This is a genomic window from Nocardiopsis valliformis DSM 45023 (genome assembly GCF_000340985.1).
In the GTDB taxonomy this organism is placed as follows: domain Bacteria; phylum Actinomycetota; class Actinomycetes; order Streptosporangiales; family Streptosporangiaceae; genus Nocardiopsis; species Nocardiopsis exhalans.
The window spans coordinates 53,234-68,381 of record NZ_ANAZ01000018.1 but is presented as its reverse complement, the minus strand read 5'-3'; the positions used below and the strand labels follow the sequence as shown (position 1 = coordinate 68,381).

Below are 15,148 nucleotides of genomic sequence, written 5' to 3'. Positions count from 1 at the left end.
TACCGCGCCTCGGCCCGACCCACCACCGGCTCCTACTGGGTGGCCTCTCGCAACGGCCTCTACGAGGCGAAGGACTGGGACGACCTGCTCGCCCACCTGTGGGCACACACCCAGGTCAGCCCGCTCCGCTTCTGACCCGCAGAGGCTGCGTGGTCTTGCTACCAGGGGCGCTGAGCTACTGAAACCCAAGGCGTCGAAGTAGCTACTGGTAGCAAGATCACCCGGAAAGGAAAAGCCCCACCGGCTGGTACCAGGTCCCAACTCCCCCGTTCGCCTGTCACCGGGCTCCTCTAGCCTGGGTGCATGGCCGACCACACGGTGCTGCACGCCCCCACACCCCGCGAGATCCGCGCTGAACTCGAAGACCTCGTCATCCGTGACCTCCACGGCCCCATCGGGGGTGACGAACACGAGGAGTTCCCCACCTCCGAGCGGGTGACCGACCGCTACATCCTGGGCAGACTCGCCCCCAACGGCGCGGTCATCGAACCCGATGAGCAGGACACCCTCGCCGAATCAGGTATCGAGGACTCCGCGGGTATCGGGGAGGCAGACAGCGCCGACCCCGGGGCGGACGTGCCCGCCGCGGCCAGCATGTTCTGCAGCGCCCACGGCTTCACCGTCTGTGTCGAGCCCGACACCACCGAGCTGCACGCCCGCGCCTCCTGGGCGCACTACGACAAGGTGAAGGCACCCGAGGGCCGCGCCCGTTTCTACCGCCGCTTCCCGCACACCAGGGAGGTCGCCCTCAGCCTGTCGGAGAAGGACGGCCACCTGGGCCCGATCGAACTCGACCCCGAGCACCCCGGGGTGGTCCTGCGCGGGCGGGTCCGCACCTACGAAGGCCGCCGGTTGGTCACCGTGTTCCTCGTCAACGCCCAGCAGGGCAAGAGCAAGGAACAGCACCTGTGGCTCTTCCAGGCCGAACTCTCGTTGACCGCGGCCGACGGCGCCGCCCCGGTGTTCGTGCCGCGGCCGGAGAACTTCTCCGGCGGTGACCAGCGGGACCGCGACGAGCAGCGCAACCTGGCGATGACCCACCGGTTCCACGCCCAGTTCGCGGTCGGTCACAGCGTCGCGGTGGATGTTCAGGCCGCGGCGGACGACCCGATGCGCGCGGTCAGGGTCACCACCAACGCCGCCCCCGGGTACGAGCTGCGGCACACCGACGTCCCCAGCGCCGACAAGGACCAGGACCTGCCCGAGCTGGCCGACCTCGTGGTCGACATGAAGCTCCTGGGTGAGGAGGGCGAAGGGGCCGTCGATGTCCGCGCGGCCCTGGACCCCCTGGTCAACGGATACCGGGAGTGGATCAAGCGGCAGCGGGAGCGCATCGACGCCCCCGAGGCGCGGCTGCGACACGACGGCACGGACTTCCGCCGCCAGGCCAGGGCCAACATGGACGAGGCCGAACACGCCGCGAACCGGATCGCCGCCGCCATCGACCTGCTCGAAGCCGACCTCGACGCTCGCGCCGCGTTCCGGTTCGCCAACCGGGCCATGCACCGTCAGCGGGTGCAGAGCATCGCCGCCCAGGGGGACGGCAAGATCTCCATCGCCACCCGGGTGCATGAGGCGGATGTTTCGAAGAACCGGAGCTGGCGCCCCTTCCAGCTGGCGTTCCTGCTGCTGAACCTGCCCTCGTTGACCGACCCCGCCCACCCCGAGCGCTCCGGGACCGGCCCCGGCGGCAAGCGCGTCGCCGACCTGCTGTGGTTCCCCACCGGTGGCGGCAAGACCGAGGCCTACCTCGGCCTGACCGCCTACACCCTGGCCATCCGCCGCCTCCAACACGAGGACACGGCCCACGGCGGCAACGTCCCGCACTCCGACACCGGAGTGGCTGTCCTGATGCGCTACACCCTCCGGCTGCTCACCATCCAGCAGTTCCAGCGGGCCGCCGCGCTCATCTGCGCCTGCGAGGTGGAACGCCGCCAGGACGAGGACCTCTGGGGCACGGTGCCGTTCCGGTTGGGCCTGTGGGTGGGCGGCCGCGTCACCCCCAACACCTTCGACGGTGCCCAGGACTGGGTGAGGGAGAAGCGGGCCAACCGGGGTGGCGGCGGACAGGGTTCCCCGCACCAGCTCACCAGCTGCCCCTGGTGCGGATCGACCATCGAGCCCGGTAAGCACATCGAAACCGAAAGCAGGGCCCGCCGCACCCGGATCGTCTGTCCCGATCTGGACTGCCCCTTCGGTGACTACCTCAGCGACGGTGAGGGGCTGCCGGTGCTGGTGGTGGACGAGGAGATCTACCGGCTCGTCCCCTCACTCGTCATTGCCACCGTGGACAAGTTCGCCCAGCTCACCTGGAAGGGGGAGGCCCAGAGCCTGTTCGGTCGGGCCTCCCGCTACTGCACCCGGCACGGCTACCTGGCCGGCCAGATGCACGACAAGGTGTGTGGTGGCTCCGTGCAGCACACGGCCGTGCCCAAGGGCGTCAACCTTCCGTCCGCCAAGGTCGGGCCCGCGCCCGCGGTCCGGCCGCCCGACCTCATCGTCCAGGACGAGCTGCACCTGATCACCGGCCCGCTCGGCTCTCTGGTGGGGATGTACGAAACCGCGGTGGACCTGCTCTCCGGTTGGGATTACACGGCTCCGGGCACCAAGACCCGGCACAAGGTACGGCCCAAGGTCATCGCCTCCACGGCGACGGTGCGCCGGGCCAAGGAACAGATCGGCATGCTCTTCGCCCGCGGCGAGACCCGGATCTTCCCGCCCCAGGGCCTGGACGCCTCGGACACGTTCTTCTCCCGGCAGCGCCCCGTCGACGCCCATGACGCCCTGGTGCCTGGGCAGAGCGCGGACCACACAGCCGACCAGACCGCTGACGGCCGCCGTTACGTGGGGCTGTGCGCCCACGGGGTGCGGATCAAGTCCACCCAGATCCGGGTCTACGTCGCCGTCCTCGCCGCGGCCCAGAAGCTGCACCTGAAGTACGGCGACAACGAGATCACCGACCCCTACATGACCCTGGTCGGCTACTTCAACAGCCTGCGCGACCTCGGGGGGATGCGCCGCCTGGTCGACGACGACGTCACCACTCGGCTGACCCGCGCCGATCAGCGCGGCCTAGCCAAGCGTTACCTCCACCCCTACCGGACGGAGGAGCTCACCTCCCGGCGCAACTCCGACGACATCCCCTACATCCTCGACCGTCTCGGGGTGGCCTTCCCCGACGCCGTCGAACAGGCCGCCCTGAGCACCGCGGCCAAGAAGGGGACCGGAAAGGGCAAGGGCAAGCAGGAGGCGAAGGGGTCGCAGCCGCTGGACGTGCTGCTGGCCACCAACATGATCGCCGTGGGCGTGGACGTCTCCCGGCTGGGCGCGATGGTCGTCAACGGCCAGCCCAAGTCCACCGCCGAGTACATCCAGGCCACCAGCCGTGTCGGTCGTAGGCACCCCGGCATCGTCTTCACGGTCTACAACTGGGCGCGTCCCCGGGACCTGTCGCACTACGAACAGTTCGCCAACTTCCACGCGAACCTGTACCGGCACGTGGAGGCGCTGTCGGTCACCCCCTTCGCGGCACGAGCCACCGACCGGGGCCTGACCGGGCTGCTCATCGCCATGGTCCGCGGCTACGACTCACTCCTCAACCCGAACGCCGGAGCCGGTCACTTCGACCGCACCGGGCGCACCGCCGACCACCTGGCGGCCGAGGTCAAACGTCGGGCCCGTGACGTCACCGGGGACAAGGCCACGGTCCGCGCGATCGACGAGGAAGTCGATCGCCGGTTCGACCTGTGGAACGACAAACGCGGCCTGCAGACCTTGGAGAGCTTCACCCTGGGCTACACCAGGAGCAAGAAGGAGGACGTAGGGCTGATCCGGCACCCCGAGGACGGCCGCTGGACCACCACCACCTGCCCGACCTCCCTGCGCGAGGTGGAGCCGGGCATCCGCCTGGTCCTCGACCCCCAGGACAGCCTGGGCGAGGACGCCCAACACCCATTCCAGGCCCAGAACGGTGCCGGTGACGACCAGAACGGGGCCCGGTGATGAACGATCCCATCCGCGTCGGTGAGCTGCGCACCAGCCAGCTCCTGCACACCTTCGGTATCGGCGCCCTCGTCGACCTGCCGAACCTGTCCGTGGTGGTGCGCGGACTGGACGCCTGGAAGAGCGCCCACGCCGCACCCCTGCAGGAGGACCGGCTCCTGGACGCGGTGCGCCGCAAACTCGGACCCCAGGTCAAGGAGCTGCGCAGCCCGCCCTGGGTGCCCTCCACCGCCAACGTGTTCGACGAATGGGCCAAGATCGGTGTGCCCGTGTCCGCCTTTCCCCGGTGGTTGCGCTGCACCAAATGCCACCGCCTGTCCTCCGCGGACTCAGGAGCCTTCGACCTGATCTCCACCCCCTACAGCCCGGACCGGACCCGGTACGTGCACGGCTGCCGCGGCGAAGGCAACAAACGTCCCGCGGCCGTCCCCGCCCGCTTCGTCATGGCCTGCGAGACCGGGCACCTCGACGACTTCCCCTGGGTGTACTTCGCCCACCGCGGTCAGGTTCCGGACACGGGGGAACACACCCTCAAACTGGTCGAGCAGGGCACCACCGGTGAGGCCGCCAGCGTCCTGGTGATCTGCGAGGGCTGCGGCGACGACCCGAAGCAGAGCGGCGGGCGTTCCATGGGTGAGGCGTTCGGCCCCGAGAACGCCGTGAACCTGCCCCGCTGCCGGGGCCGCCACCCCCACCTGGCCGCGTTTGAGTCCTGCGACCAGGAACCCCGCACCATGGTGCTGGGCGCCACCAACAGCTGGTTCCCCACCCAGATGCGGGTCTTCAGCCTGCCGCAGGGCGACACCGCGCTCAAGGACGCGGTCGCCGGTCACATGAACACGTTGAAGGCGATGGCGGCCCTGCCGAAGGAAATCGCAGAACACGCGATCCGGCAGATGATCTTCTGGGCCGACCTCGACGAGTTCGGTTTCGAGGCGGTGTGGGCCGAAATCCAGGCCCAGACGGCGGACACGGAGCCGGATGACACGGCAGCGCCGAGCGAGGACGAGGAAGTGGACCTGGCCGGACCCGAGTGGGAGGCCTTCACCCAGCCCAAGGACATGGACCTGCCCGACTTCACCACCAAGCACGTGGGCAGGGTCGCGCGCAACCACCGCGAGCGCCTGGCGGAGGTCGTGCTGGTGCCCCGGCTGCGTGTGGTCAGCGCCCTGTACGGCTTCACCCGGGTGGACGCCCCCGAGTTCGACGTGGTCACCACCGACGACAACCGCATCGCCCCTTTGTCAGCCAAGGCACCTGAGTGGGTGCCCTGCGCCGAGCAGCGGGGCGAGGGGATCTTCCTGCGCTTCGCCGAGGAACCCCTGGCCGTCTGGGAGACGTCCCCGGCCGTCAAGGAGCGGGAGAAGCAGCTCATCGGCGGCCACGAACGTTGGCGCCAGGCCCGTAACCTGCCACCCGCGGACTGGCCGGGGATGCGCTACGTGCTGCTGCACTCGCTCGCACACTGCCTTATCCGCGAACTCTCCCTGGAAGCCGGGTACAGCGCTTCCGGGATCGCCGAGAAGGTGTACGCGCGCGGCGGATCCGACCGTATGGCGGGCATCCTCCTCTACACCGCCGCCCCCGACAGCGAGGGCACCCTCGGCGGGCTCGTCGCCCTCGGTACCGACCCGGACCGGCTGGGGCTGCTCATCGACCACGCGCTGGACGCCGCCCGGCTGTGCAGCTCCGACCCCCTGTGCGCCGAACACGACCCCGACGACCACGCCCGCCTGCACGGGGCCGCCTGCCACGTGTGCCTGTTCGCCGCCGAGACCTCCTGCGAGCGCAACAACCACTACCTGGACCGTGCCCTGCTGGTCGACACCATCTCCCAGGACCTACCCGCCGGGCTCGGGTACTTCCGGTGAGCGCGGACCCCACAGACACGGAGAAACGTGAACGCTGGGCCCAGGACCTGGCCAAACTCGCCGGACGGCTCAACCCCACCGCCGTCCGGCGATGGGCCGGCGCCCTGGAGGACTGCGCGGGCCCCGGGCAGGCAGAGCGTGTGCTGCTCGACGCCCACCCGGTGGCGGGTATGGGCCACCACGCCGCCCAACTGGCCCGGCTCTGGCATCTCCGCCCTCACTTGAGCGGCGACGCCCTGGGCCTGGCCCTGCTCGGCGCGGCCGCCGCCGCGGAACGGGCCGACCAGCGCCGTTCCAGCGTCGTGGCGAGTGGACCCTCCGGCGACTCCGCCCTGTACAAGAGTGCGGCGCGTTCCACCGGAGCCGCCCTCGAAGAGGTGATCCGCTCGGCACACAAGCGACTGCTGGTGGTGAGCTTCACCCACCACCCCTCGACCCGCATGGTGGAGGAGCTCACGGTGGTGGCCGAACGCGGAGTGGTGGTGGACGTGCTGCTGGAGGAGAAGACCGGAGCGCTGAAGGCGTTCGAAGCCCCCTTCTCACACATGAGTGATCAGGTCCGGTTGTGGCGGTGGCCCAAGGAGCGCCGCGGCGCGAACGGGTCGGCGTCCATGCACGCCAAACTGGTCGCCGCAGACACCGCCAAGGCCCTGGTGGGCAGCGCCAACCTCACCGGGTACGCCCTGCACCACAACATCGAAGTGGGCGTCCTGGTCCGCGACCCGACCCAGGTCAAGCGACTGGTGAGCCACTTCCGGTCCCTCATGGGCCCAGACGGTCCCTTGGAGCGTGCCTGACCGATCCCCCTCCGCCTATCCGGCCCTGGTTCGGCTATCGGTGATCCACGGCTCGGGCTTCCTGCGATTTTGGCTCATGGGTTCCACGCCCGCGCGTACTGAGGATGGATTTTACGGTCGTGCCGGGGTTCTTGGGAACAGGGCGACTGGATTCCTTGACAGGGGCGGATCTGAAATTTTTCTGATTCGCGGACTTGCCCGGTGGCAGTACAGGGCATTCTATTATGGCTATCAGGATTTCACCCCCTAAGGATCAAATGAGCACCTCGTCTGTCGGTCAGGATTTCGATCTTGATGTCCAGTTTCTCGACGGTACTCCTTCGCACCTGGTGGATATCGCTCGCCGGTACTGGGATCTTCGCGGCCTGGACGAAACGGGCGCTTCCCCTCTCTGGCGGACGCCCGTACGCGAGATCGACACCAACGGCTGGGGCGGCCGCCACCACCACCTGGCGGCCGCAGCGAGCAGGGCCGTGGCCAAGGGTTATTTCTGCCCCTCGTGCGAGGAGGAGCTCTCCCTGCCGAATCGGACCGCGTTGAACCAGATCCTCGCCGGTGACACCAGGGTGGTCTGTGCGGACTGTCACCCCACCCTCAGCGAGGAAGCGGAGGAGTACCGGAATCCTGATGCTGCGGCTCTTCGCCGGGCCGAACGGCGTCGAGAGGAACAATCGCTGAACGAGGCCTACGCCGACGCCGAAGAACGTTGGATCAAGGCGCATCGGGAAGTTCTGGGAAAAGAGTTCGCTCTTCTCCATCACCCTGAAGAGGAGTTCCCGGAGCTCGACGTTCGATGGGAGCTCGCCGCGCTCACCGTGGTGCGCAACGCCACCGAGGGCGGGATCATCAACATCAGGGATCACCCGGAGCTGTCCGTGCTCTCACCCGGCGGTGAAGACGCGGACGTGATGGAGGCCTTGCGCCGCCACGGGGTGCTTCACGTCCATCCGTCGACCGCGGTGAGCTCGCAGTTGTGGAGGATCACGGCCTTCGGCGATGCTGTCGCTGAAGCCGGAGGAGATCTGGACGACCTGCCCACACCTGAGCTGACAGGCCGCTACTACCCGCTGAAGACCCGGTTCTACGTACCGTACGGGGAGGACGTCCGGGCGGCGGCGGAGTCAGCGGGCACGCGACTCCTGCGCCGTCTGACACAGGTCTTCAAGGACCATCGGCGCTTCGACGCTCTGGAAGGGCTTCTCGCCGAGGTGATCGCCAAGGAGGCCGTGCGCTACTTCGACCACAAGTTGAAGGAGCACAACCTGCCCGGTGTTCCGGAGGAGAAGCGTCCCCGACTGCGGGAAGCAGCGGACAAACTCGCCCGGGTTCGATGTCTTGGGCAGCTCTACTTCGCCTGCTGGGCCGCGACTCGAAACGCTGCCGCTGCTGCCCAACGAACCCCTCGTGTCCCTGCGGTGAACATGACCGAGTACGGGCTCAAGAGCTTCGAGGATCTCGTCCAGGAGATGGTCCGGGACGACACCAAATACACGAAGGTCTTCAGGGAAGAAAACAGGTTCCCTCTGTCGGCCATGACCCGAACCCTGTTCCACACGGTCTTGGACATGCACCCGATGGAGACCGGTCTGGATCGAATCAAGGAAAAGCGGCCCGCGCGGCCTGCGCGGACCACCCCTGTTCGGAATGAGATCACCGAACCAGATCCGGCGTCCCCGGTGAGGGAAACCGAGCCTGAGCTCGTCCATCCGGAGCTGGAGGAGAAGGAATTCCCTTCCGTTGAACTCCAGGCCCGTAGGTTGGCTGCCGCGCCAGAGTCGTGGTCGTCGCAGGACTTCTCAACGGCGTTTCAGACCGTGCGCGAGGACATTTCGCTCGTCTGGGACACGGACCACCCCAGCCACTCCACCCTCCAAGCGGCCACGGGAGCACTGGAAATGCACCTGCTCCAACTCGGTACCTACCTCAAAGAGCGCGAATCCGTCCTGGCGATGGTGCTTGCAGCTGGTCTGTACAGGGAACTGATCGGAGCTCGTCCCAACGCACTACCTTCCGGAAGGGTGGTCGTGGGTTTGCTCGTGGAAGCCCTCGTTCGTCGAGGACCGGAGGAGAGCCCTAAAGAGGAGGTCGACGCTGAGTGACAATGCTCCGCCTCACTTGGCGAGCGCCGCCACGCTACGAAGCAGCAAGCCCTTGCGCCCGGTTGGGCAGCGCACCGGTGGAGCCGCCAAGGGTATGGGTCGATCACAGAGCTGGTGAAGCCGGTACTCAACCGCGCCACCCGCCTCTGTGCATAGCCACGCCCGCGCCCCGAGGGGGCGCGGGCGGCGGGGGCTGTTACAACCAGCGGGCGAGTTTCTGCCTCGGGGTGTCCGGGCTTACCCACCACAGGCGGGCCTTCCCGTCCCATCGGGCCTTGACCTCGCGCTTGGCCTTGTCCTTCTCGTGGAAGGGGACCTTGAGGTACAGGCGGTCGCCCACCACCTCCCCGATACTGGGGACGTCGGCGGGGGCCGTCTGCTCGCTCTGGGCCTGACGGACGTGTTGCAGGGGTTGGTCCCGGCGGGCTCGCTCCACGATGTGCCTAACCCGATCGCAGGCGTCGGGATCGGTCAGTCGCATCATCAGGTCGGTGGGCCCGTTGCTCGACAACAGGTTCAGGGAGCCGTGCCAGAGCACCGTGCCGTCCAGCACCACGACCTTCTCGTGCATCCGCTCGCGGGGGCGCACCTCGCACCCCTGGTCCCGCAGGCGCTGGATCTGCGTCTGGTGCCGTTCGGCGTTCTTGTCCTGGTTGTCAGCGACCGGGCGGGTGAACACGGTGACGCGAACCCCTTGCGCTATGCGCGGGGTCAGATGCTTGAGCCAGCGTTCGACGGGGCCCTTGTTGAGAAAGGCGCAGTAGATCTCGACGCTCTCGTTGGTCCGGGCCAGGTCCCACTCCAGGGCCCTGGTCACCTCGTCGGCGGGGAAGAAGGCGGGGCGGCGCAGTTCTTCCTCGCTCAGGCCGACGAGGTCACCGGCGCTACGTACAGGGACCAGTTCCTGGGCTGGGATCCGCTGGGCCGACTTTTCTAGGGTGTCGAGCATGATCACGGTTTCGCTGCCCGGACTCAGATGTTCGCGTAGGTGTTCGACGTCGGCGATCACCACGAGGTGGTCCTGGGCGCGGCTCAGTGCCACGTTGAGCAGCCGGGCCGTGGACGAGGACATCCCCGTGCCGCTGTAGAAGAAGCCTGGTGTGTCCCCGGCACCGGCCACGGTGTCCACGATGACCAGGGGCCGTTGACTGCCCTGGAACCGGTGCACGGTGTCGGCCAGCCCCTCGTACTCCTGGCCGAACCGGTACTTCATGCTGTTGCGCAGGTGTTTGACCTGGTCCCGGTAGGGGGAGATGACCGCCATGCGCTGAGCGGGGGTCACGGGATCGTCGTGCTTTCGCCCGGGCAGGACCCCGTCGTGCTGCAGCCCGCGGACCAGCTCGTGGATGACGGCCTCGTGCACCTGGTTGGACTTGTGGCGTCCCGAGCCGCCGACCCGGACACGGCCGCCCGAGGTGTCCACCAGCACCACGGAGTGGTCCACCAACAGCGAGTGCGGCAGCCGGGAACGGTCCTGGCGCCCGGTGGTCAGGGGAGCGTCACGGTAGGCGACCTTGTTGACCACGGCGCAGATGTCGGGGCGCATGCGGTACTGGGTGTCCAGAGCGACCAGGCGGGGGTCGCCCGTCACCCGCCCGGAGGGGTCGACCAGCCCCGCGGCGTGGAAGACGTCCCGGTCCATCCACTGTCGGGAGTGCTCCTGCTCCTCAGGCTGGAGCGCCCTGGACCCGGAGGCCTGGGTGATGGCGGGCAACTGCCGGAAGTCCCCGGCGACGACGACACGCTTGTCGGCCAGCCCGGCCGCGCACCACGCGGAGGGCAGGTCGACCATGCCGGCCTCGTCGATGATCACGGTGTCCACCTCCTCCAGGAGATGGCGGCTCTGCAAGGCCTTGGACAGGGTCGTGCCCATGACCTGGCACCGGGAACGAACCGCCTCCAGCAGCCCGTCGAGTTCCTTCCGAACCTCGGCGAGCTCGGGCTCGGCCTGGCCGATCAGCTTCTCCACCTCATCGGCGGAAGGAAGGCCACGGGTGGCTGCCAGGGCGGAGTCCCGTTCCTGGACGCGTTCGGTGATCGCTGCGTTAACGTCCTCAAGGCGCGCGGTGGCGGCATCGATTCGCCGCTGTTCCTCGCTGAGAGCGCTGCGTAGGCGATCCCGCTCCTCGATCAGACGGGCCAGCCGCTCGGCCTTGCGTTTGGCGAACACCCCTGAGGGCGGTCCGATCGCCTCGACGCTCGCGACCACTTGGTCGAGTTCTCTTTGAGAGCGAGTGGTACGGGTTCGAAATTGGGAGATCTCGTCGGTGATCTCTCCGGCAAGGGAACAGGCACTCCCCAGCTCCACCTCGGCCTGGGCGAGGCGTTCGTGTGCCAGACGCTGGGCTGTGGCGAGCTCGAGGATCTCCTCCAGTTCCCCGACCCGGGCGGACAGGTCCACCCCCAGCCGTCCGGCGATCATCTCCGGGTCGATCACCGAACCGAACCGCTCCCGGAGCGAGTCGACCTCGATGTCCCCGGCCCGCTGCACCAGGCCGCTGTCGAATCCGTCCTCGCCTTCCAGCCGTTCACAGACCCGTTCCAGCGCCTGGTCGACAGCCACCCGCGTGGGCGCCAGAAACAGGATCCGTTCACCGAGACGGTGGGCGCCCTCGACGATCAGGGAGACTACCTCGGTCTTGCCGGTGCCGGGCGGGCCCCAGATGAAGGTGATGTCGCTACCCAGGGCCTGTTCCACAGATTGGCGCTGGCGTTTGTTGAGAGTCATGTCCCGGTACCCGCTGATGTACCGGTTCGGGTTGGCCAGAGCCCCGACTGTGGGGCTACCGTCTCCGAGGACCCAGGCTGCGGTGACCACGTTCACGGGACCGGGACTTTGTCCACAGTCCCGGATGCGGTCGGCGAGGGAGTTCAGCGACCATGTCTCGTCGTCACGGAGTTGGACGTTTCCGGGGCGCTCACCCAGGTCGGCCTCCGTGGTGACGAGGATCTTCCCGTCGGGGTGGGCCGTGGCCGCGGCGTGCTGCCAGGGCTGGCGGGAACGGGAGGGGCGCACCAGAAGCCGGTCGGAGTCAAAGGAGTCCTTCCAACGGGCGCAGGAGAACAGGTACTCGTGGGGGTGGTCGCCATCGCCGACTCGGACGCGTTCGCCGTCTTTGAGGGAGACCTTCTCCTGGGTGTTGGCGTTGTCGGCCAAGTGGGCCTTGATCTCGTGGGCGAGGGCGGTGAGGAACTGGTCGGCTGGTTCGGGGAGTGTACTCGGGGAAGTCACTGAGCCCTTTCGGCATCGTCAGTACTGAGGGAACCGGCGTTCAGGAGTATGCCCCAGCTCGGTGACGTTTCGCAGGGGGTCGTGTGCGGGGAGTCGATGAAGGTCGCTCCCACGCCGCCTGCAACCGGATTGCCTCATTTCGCGTTCAAGGCCGGCTTCGGGCGAACCAGGCCAGGACCGACCGCTTGTAGCCCTCCGGCATCGGCAGGCCGAGCGCTGCGGTCTCGGTGAACAGGTTTGCTTCCTTGTGCTCCCTGGAGACCATGACCTGAGCGTCCGAGCTCACATGACACCCGTAGGTGACGATGAAGACGTGCCGGTCTACCTGCGTGATGTGGTAAATCCACGAGTCGAGGATCTCGCCCACCTGAACGGTCCAACCCGTCTCCTCCTCAACCTCCCGGGCCAGGCACTCCTCAGGGGTTTCTCCCACCTCGATCTTGCCGCCTGGCAGCTCCCACTCATCGCGCTCGTTGCGCAGCAGGAGCACTTTGCCGTCGCGCATGACGACGCCCTTGACCGAGACAGGGAACATGCACGGGACATAGGAGGTGTCGGACACGGGAGGGCTCGCTTTCGAAGGCGTGTGGGGTTGGTACCCGTGAAGTAAACAGCGGGACTGGGCTGTACGGGGTCGTGCCCGGTGAACTCACTGATCACGACTTCGGATTCTTCGGACCAATCGTTATCCCGCCCGGTACAGCAGCGGATCACGCTAGGCTCTGTGGGGTGACTGATACCTCGATTCGCACCAGGTTCGCACCCTCCCCGACCGGCATGTTCCACGTGGGCAACGCCCGGTCCCTGCTGCTGAACTGGGTGGTCGCGCGACAATCCGGCGGTGCCATGGTGCTGCGGATCGAGGACACCGACGCCGCCCGCTCCCGCCCCGAATGGACCGAGGGCATCCTGGCGGCGATGGCCTGGCTGGGAGTGGACTCCACCCAGTACGAGGGCCCCTACTCTCAGACCGACTACGCCGACAAGCACACCGAGGCCGCCCAGCGCCTGTTGAAGGAAGGGCTGGCCTACTACTGCGACTGCAAGCGCGAGCAGGTCCAGGCCCGCCGGGACAACCCCAACCTGGGCTATGACGGGTTCTGTCGCGATCGCGGTCTGGAAGCTGGACCGGGGCGGGCATTGCGCTTCCGGATTCCCGACGGCGGGCCGACCGTGGTCGAGGACAAGATCCGGGGCCGGGTGGAGTTCCCGCACGAGGCGCTGGAGGACTTCGTCATCGCCCGCGGTGACGGTACGGCCCTGTTCGTGTTGGCCAATGTGGTGGACGACGTCGAGATGGGCATCACGCACGTCATTCGGGGCGAGGAGCACCTTTCCAACACCCCGAAACAGCAGCTTCTGTGGGAAGCGCTGGGCCACACCGCACCGGTGTGGGCGCACGCTCCTGTGCTGGTGAACGAGAAGCGCCAGAAGCTGTCCAAGCGGCGTGACAAGGTCGCCATGGAGTCCTACCAGGCCGAGGGTTTCCTGCCCGAGACCATGGTCAACTACCTGATGCTGTTGGGTTGGGCTCCGGGCGAGGACCGGGAGATCATGCCGATCGAGGAGATGATCCCGCTCTTCGATCTGGCCGACGTCAACTCCTCGCCGGCGTTCTTCGACGAGAAGAAGCTGCGGGCCTTCAACGGCGACTACATCCGCGCCCTGGATGTGGAGGAGTTCGTCAAGCGCTGCGCCCCCTACCTGGAGGGTGAGGGGGTGCCGTGGCGGCCGGAGGACTTCGACTCAGGCGTGTTCGCGCAGATCGCTCCGCTGGCGCAGAGCCGGGTTGCGGTGCTCAGCGAGATCGTGCCCAACGTCGACTTCCTGTTCCTGGACTTGCCCGTCTTCGATGAGAAGAGCTGGGCCAAGGCCATGAAGCCCGGTATCGGTGCGGAGATGCTCACCGCAGCGATCGCCACTTACTCGGACGAGTCCTTGGGCTGGGAGGCTGAGCCCTTGAAGGGAGCCCTTGAGCAGGCCGGGGCCGCCCAAGGGCTCAAGCTCGGCAAGGCTCAGGCGCCGGTCCGGGTGGCAGTGACCGGCCGCACGGTCGGGCTTCCGCTCTTCGAATCACTGGAGCTGCTGGGCAGGGAGCGCACGCTGGAGCGGCTGCGCGCGGCGTTGGAGCGGCTCAACGCCTGACGAGCCGCACTCAGGCGCGCGGCTACTAAGTGAGAAGGAAGAACCTCCAGGAGTTGTGAGGCTCGGGGCCCGTTCCGCAACCCGGTAAGCACCCAGCGCACCGGATGTGGAACCGGGCCCTTCGCGCTGCCACGAGACCAGGCTTCTAGCCATCGCACAGCCTCTTCTGCTTGTGCCGGGGGTCCTTCGTAGTCGATCGCCGTATCGGTGAGTGCTCGGCATAGTCGGCTCTGCTGGAGGAGCGGCCTCGGGTAGTGGCGGGTGACCCAGGCGATGAGGTGCGCCGGGGCGCCCGGGTTATAGGCGCTTAGCTCCTGCTGAGACTCCTTCGGGTCGAGAGCTGCCGAGATTTTTCGGTCCAGGGAACGTAGGTGTCCCTCGTCCAGAAAGGCGTCACCGAGCAGCGGAAGAACTGAGCACAGCTGATCCACCAAGGTGGAGAAACCTGTTCTTCCCATGGGCTTCGTTGAGTTGACCAGGTACGGCTGAGCCAGGAAGCACCGCAGAGCCGAAGGTCGAACACCTCGTCTGAGGAGGTCGACGACCCGTGGTGCCGAAGGTCCCGGCTCCAGCAGCTTGGGCAGGAACAGGTGGGCCGGAGGAGTCCGCCCGCCGCTGAGAGCCCAGTACAAGCGGACCTGGATGGGTGTGGCATCCCGCTTGTCCGCTCCCCGGACGACGAGGTTGGTCCGGTTGTCGATGTCGTCCACCACCGTGGCCAGGTGCCACAGGGCACGGCCGTCACCGCGCATGAGGGGCACCATGTTCTGGGCGGGAGCGCGCGGGACGGATGAGTTCATGGACGTGCACGCGGTCAGGGACTCGGGGCAGACCCCTTCTGCCTTCATGGGCCGATCGACAGCGGCCAGGTCCAGGCAGGGGAGTCCCCGCTCCGTCACCAGGAGCCGCAGTGCGTCCAACTTCCGCAGGGCCTCGCCGTAGCGGTCACCACGCTGGCTCTGCCGTAAGGCGTTCTTCTCATCCTGGATCGGTATTTGCGCG

Annotated in this window: 7 protein-coding genes; 5 read left to right on the top strand and 2 right to left on the bottom strand. The window is 67.5% G+C overall.

Going from position 1 to position 15,148, the window contains the following annotated elements; all coding sequences use genetic code 11:
* Positions 1-303 precede the first annotated feature (303 nt).
* From drmA to D457_RS0118890, 4 genes are all read left to right on the top strand, one after another.
* Positions 304-4,002 carry a DISARM system helicase DrmA gene (gene drmA, locus D457_RS0118905; protein ID WP_017582241.1) on the top strand — a complete coding sequence of 1,233 codons (3,699 nt, stop codon included), beginning with the start codon at positions 304-306 and terminating at the stop codon, positions 4,000-4,002.
* Entirely contained in the window at positions 4,002-5,873 is a 1,872-nt protein-coding gene (gene drmB, locus D457_RS0118900; RefSeq protein ID WP_017582240.1) for a DUF1998 domain-containing protein, read from the top strand. Before drmA ends, drmB begins: the two co-directional genes overlap by 1 nt.
* Positions 5,870-6,670 (top strand): DISARM system phospholipase D-like protein DrmC, encoded by an 801-nt coding sequence (gene drmC, locus D457_RS34165; RefSeq protein WP_017582239.1) that lies wholly within the window; start codon positions 5,870-5,872, stop codon positions 6,668-6,670. Before drmB ends, drmC begins: the two co-directional genes overlap by 4 nt.
* A 257-nt stretch (positions 6,671-6,927) precedes the next feature.
* The gene (locus D457_RS0118890; protein ID WP_017582238.1) at positions 6,928-8,769 is read left to right on the top strand and encodes a hypothetical protein; all 1,842 of its coding nucleotides are present in this window, start codon (positions 6,928-6,930) and stop codon (positions 8,767-8,769) included.
* Between the two features lie 196 nt (positions 8,770-8,965).
* Here D457_RS0118890 and D457_RS34915 read toward each other — a convergent pair whose 3' ends face one another.
* Both D457_RS34915 and D457_RS0118875 read right to left on the bottom strand, forming a co-directional pair.
* Positions 8,966-12,001, bottom strand: coding sequence for an AAA domain-containing protein (locus tag D457_RS34915; protein WP_017582237.1), 3,036 nt, complete (start codon positions 11,999-12,001; stop codon positions 8,966-8,968).
* A 145-nt stretch (positions 12,002-12,146) separates the two neighbouring features.
* Entirely contained in the window at positions 12,147-12,536 is a 390-nt protein-coding gene (locus D457_RS0118875; RefSeq protein WP_039831507.1) for an NUDIX hydrolase, read from the bottom strand.
* Between the two features lie 194 nt (positions 12,537-12,730).
* Here D457_RS0118875 and gltX point away from each other — a divergent pair, with 194 nt between their 5' ends.
* The gene (gltX, locus tag D457_RS0118870) at positions 12,731-14,146 is read left to right on the top strand and encodes a glutamate--tRNA ligase (protein WP_083926802.1); all 1,416 of its coding nucleotides are present in this window, start codon (positions 12,731-12,733) and stop codon (positions 14,144-14,146) included.
* The last annotated feature ends 1,002 nt before the right edge of the window (positions 14,147-15,148 follow it).

Coding starts and splice junctions, on each gene's coding strand:
- drmA (WP_017582241.1), top strand. CDS start 304: ATGGCCGACCACACGGTGCTGCACGCCCCCACACCCCGCGAGATCCGC.
- D457_RS0118875 (WP_039831507.1), bottom strand. CDS start 12,536: ATGTTCCCTGTCTCGGTCAAGGGCGTCGTCATGCGCGACGGCAAAGTG.
- drmB (WP_017582240.1), top strand. CDS start 4,002: ATGAACGATCCCATCCGCGTCGGTGAGCTGCGCACCAGCCAGCTCCTG.
- D457_RS0118890 (WP_017582238.1), top strand. CDS start 6,928: ATGAGCACCTCGTCTGTCGGTCAGGATTTCGATCTTGATGTCCAGTTT.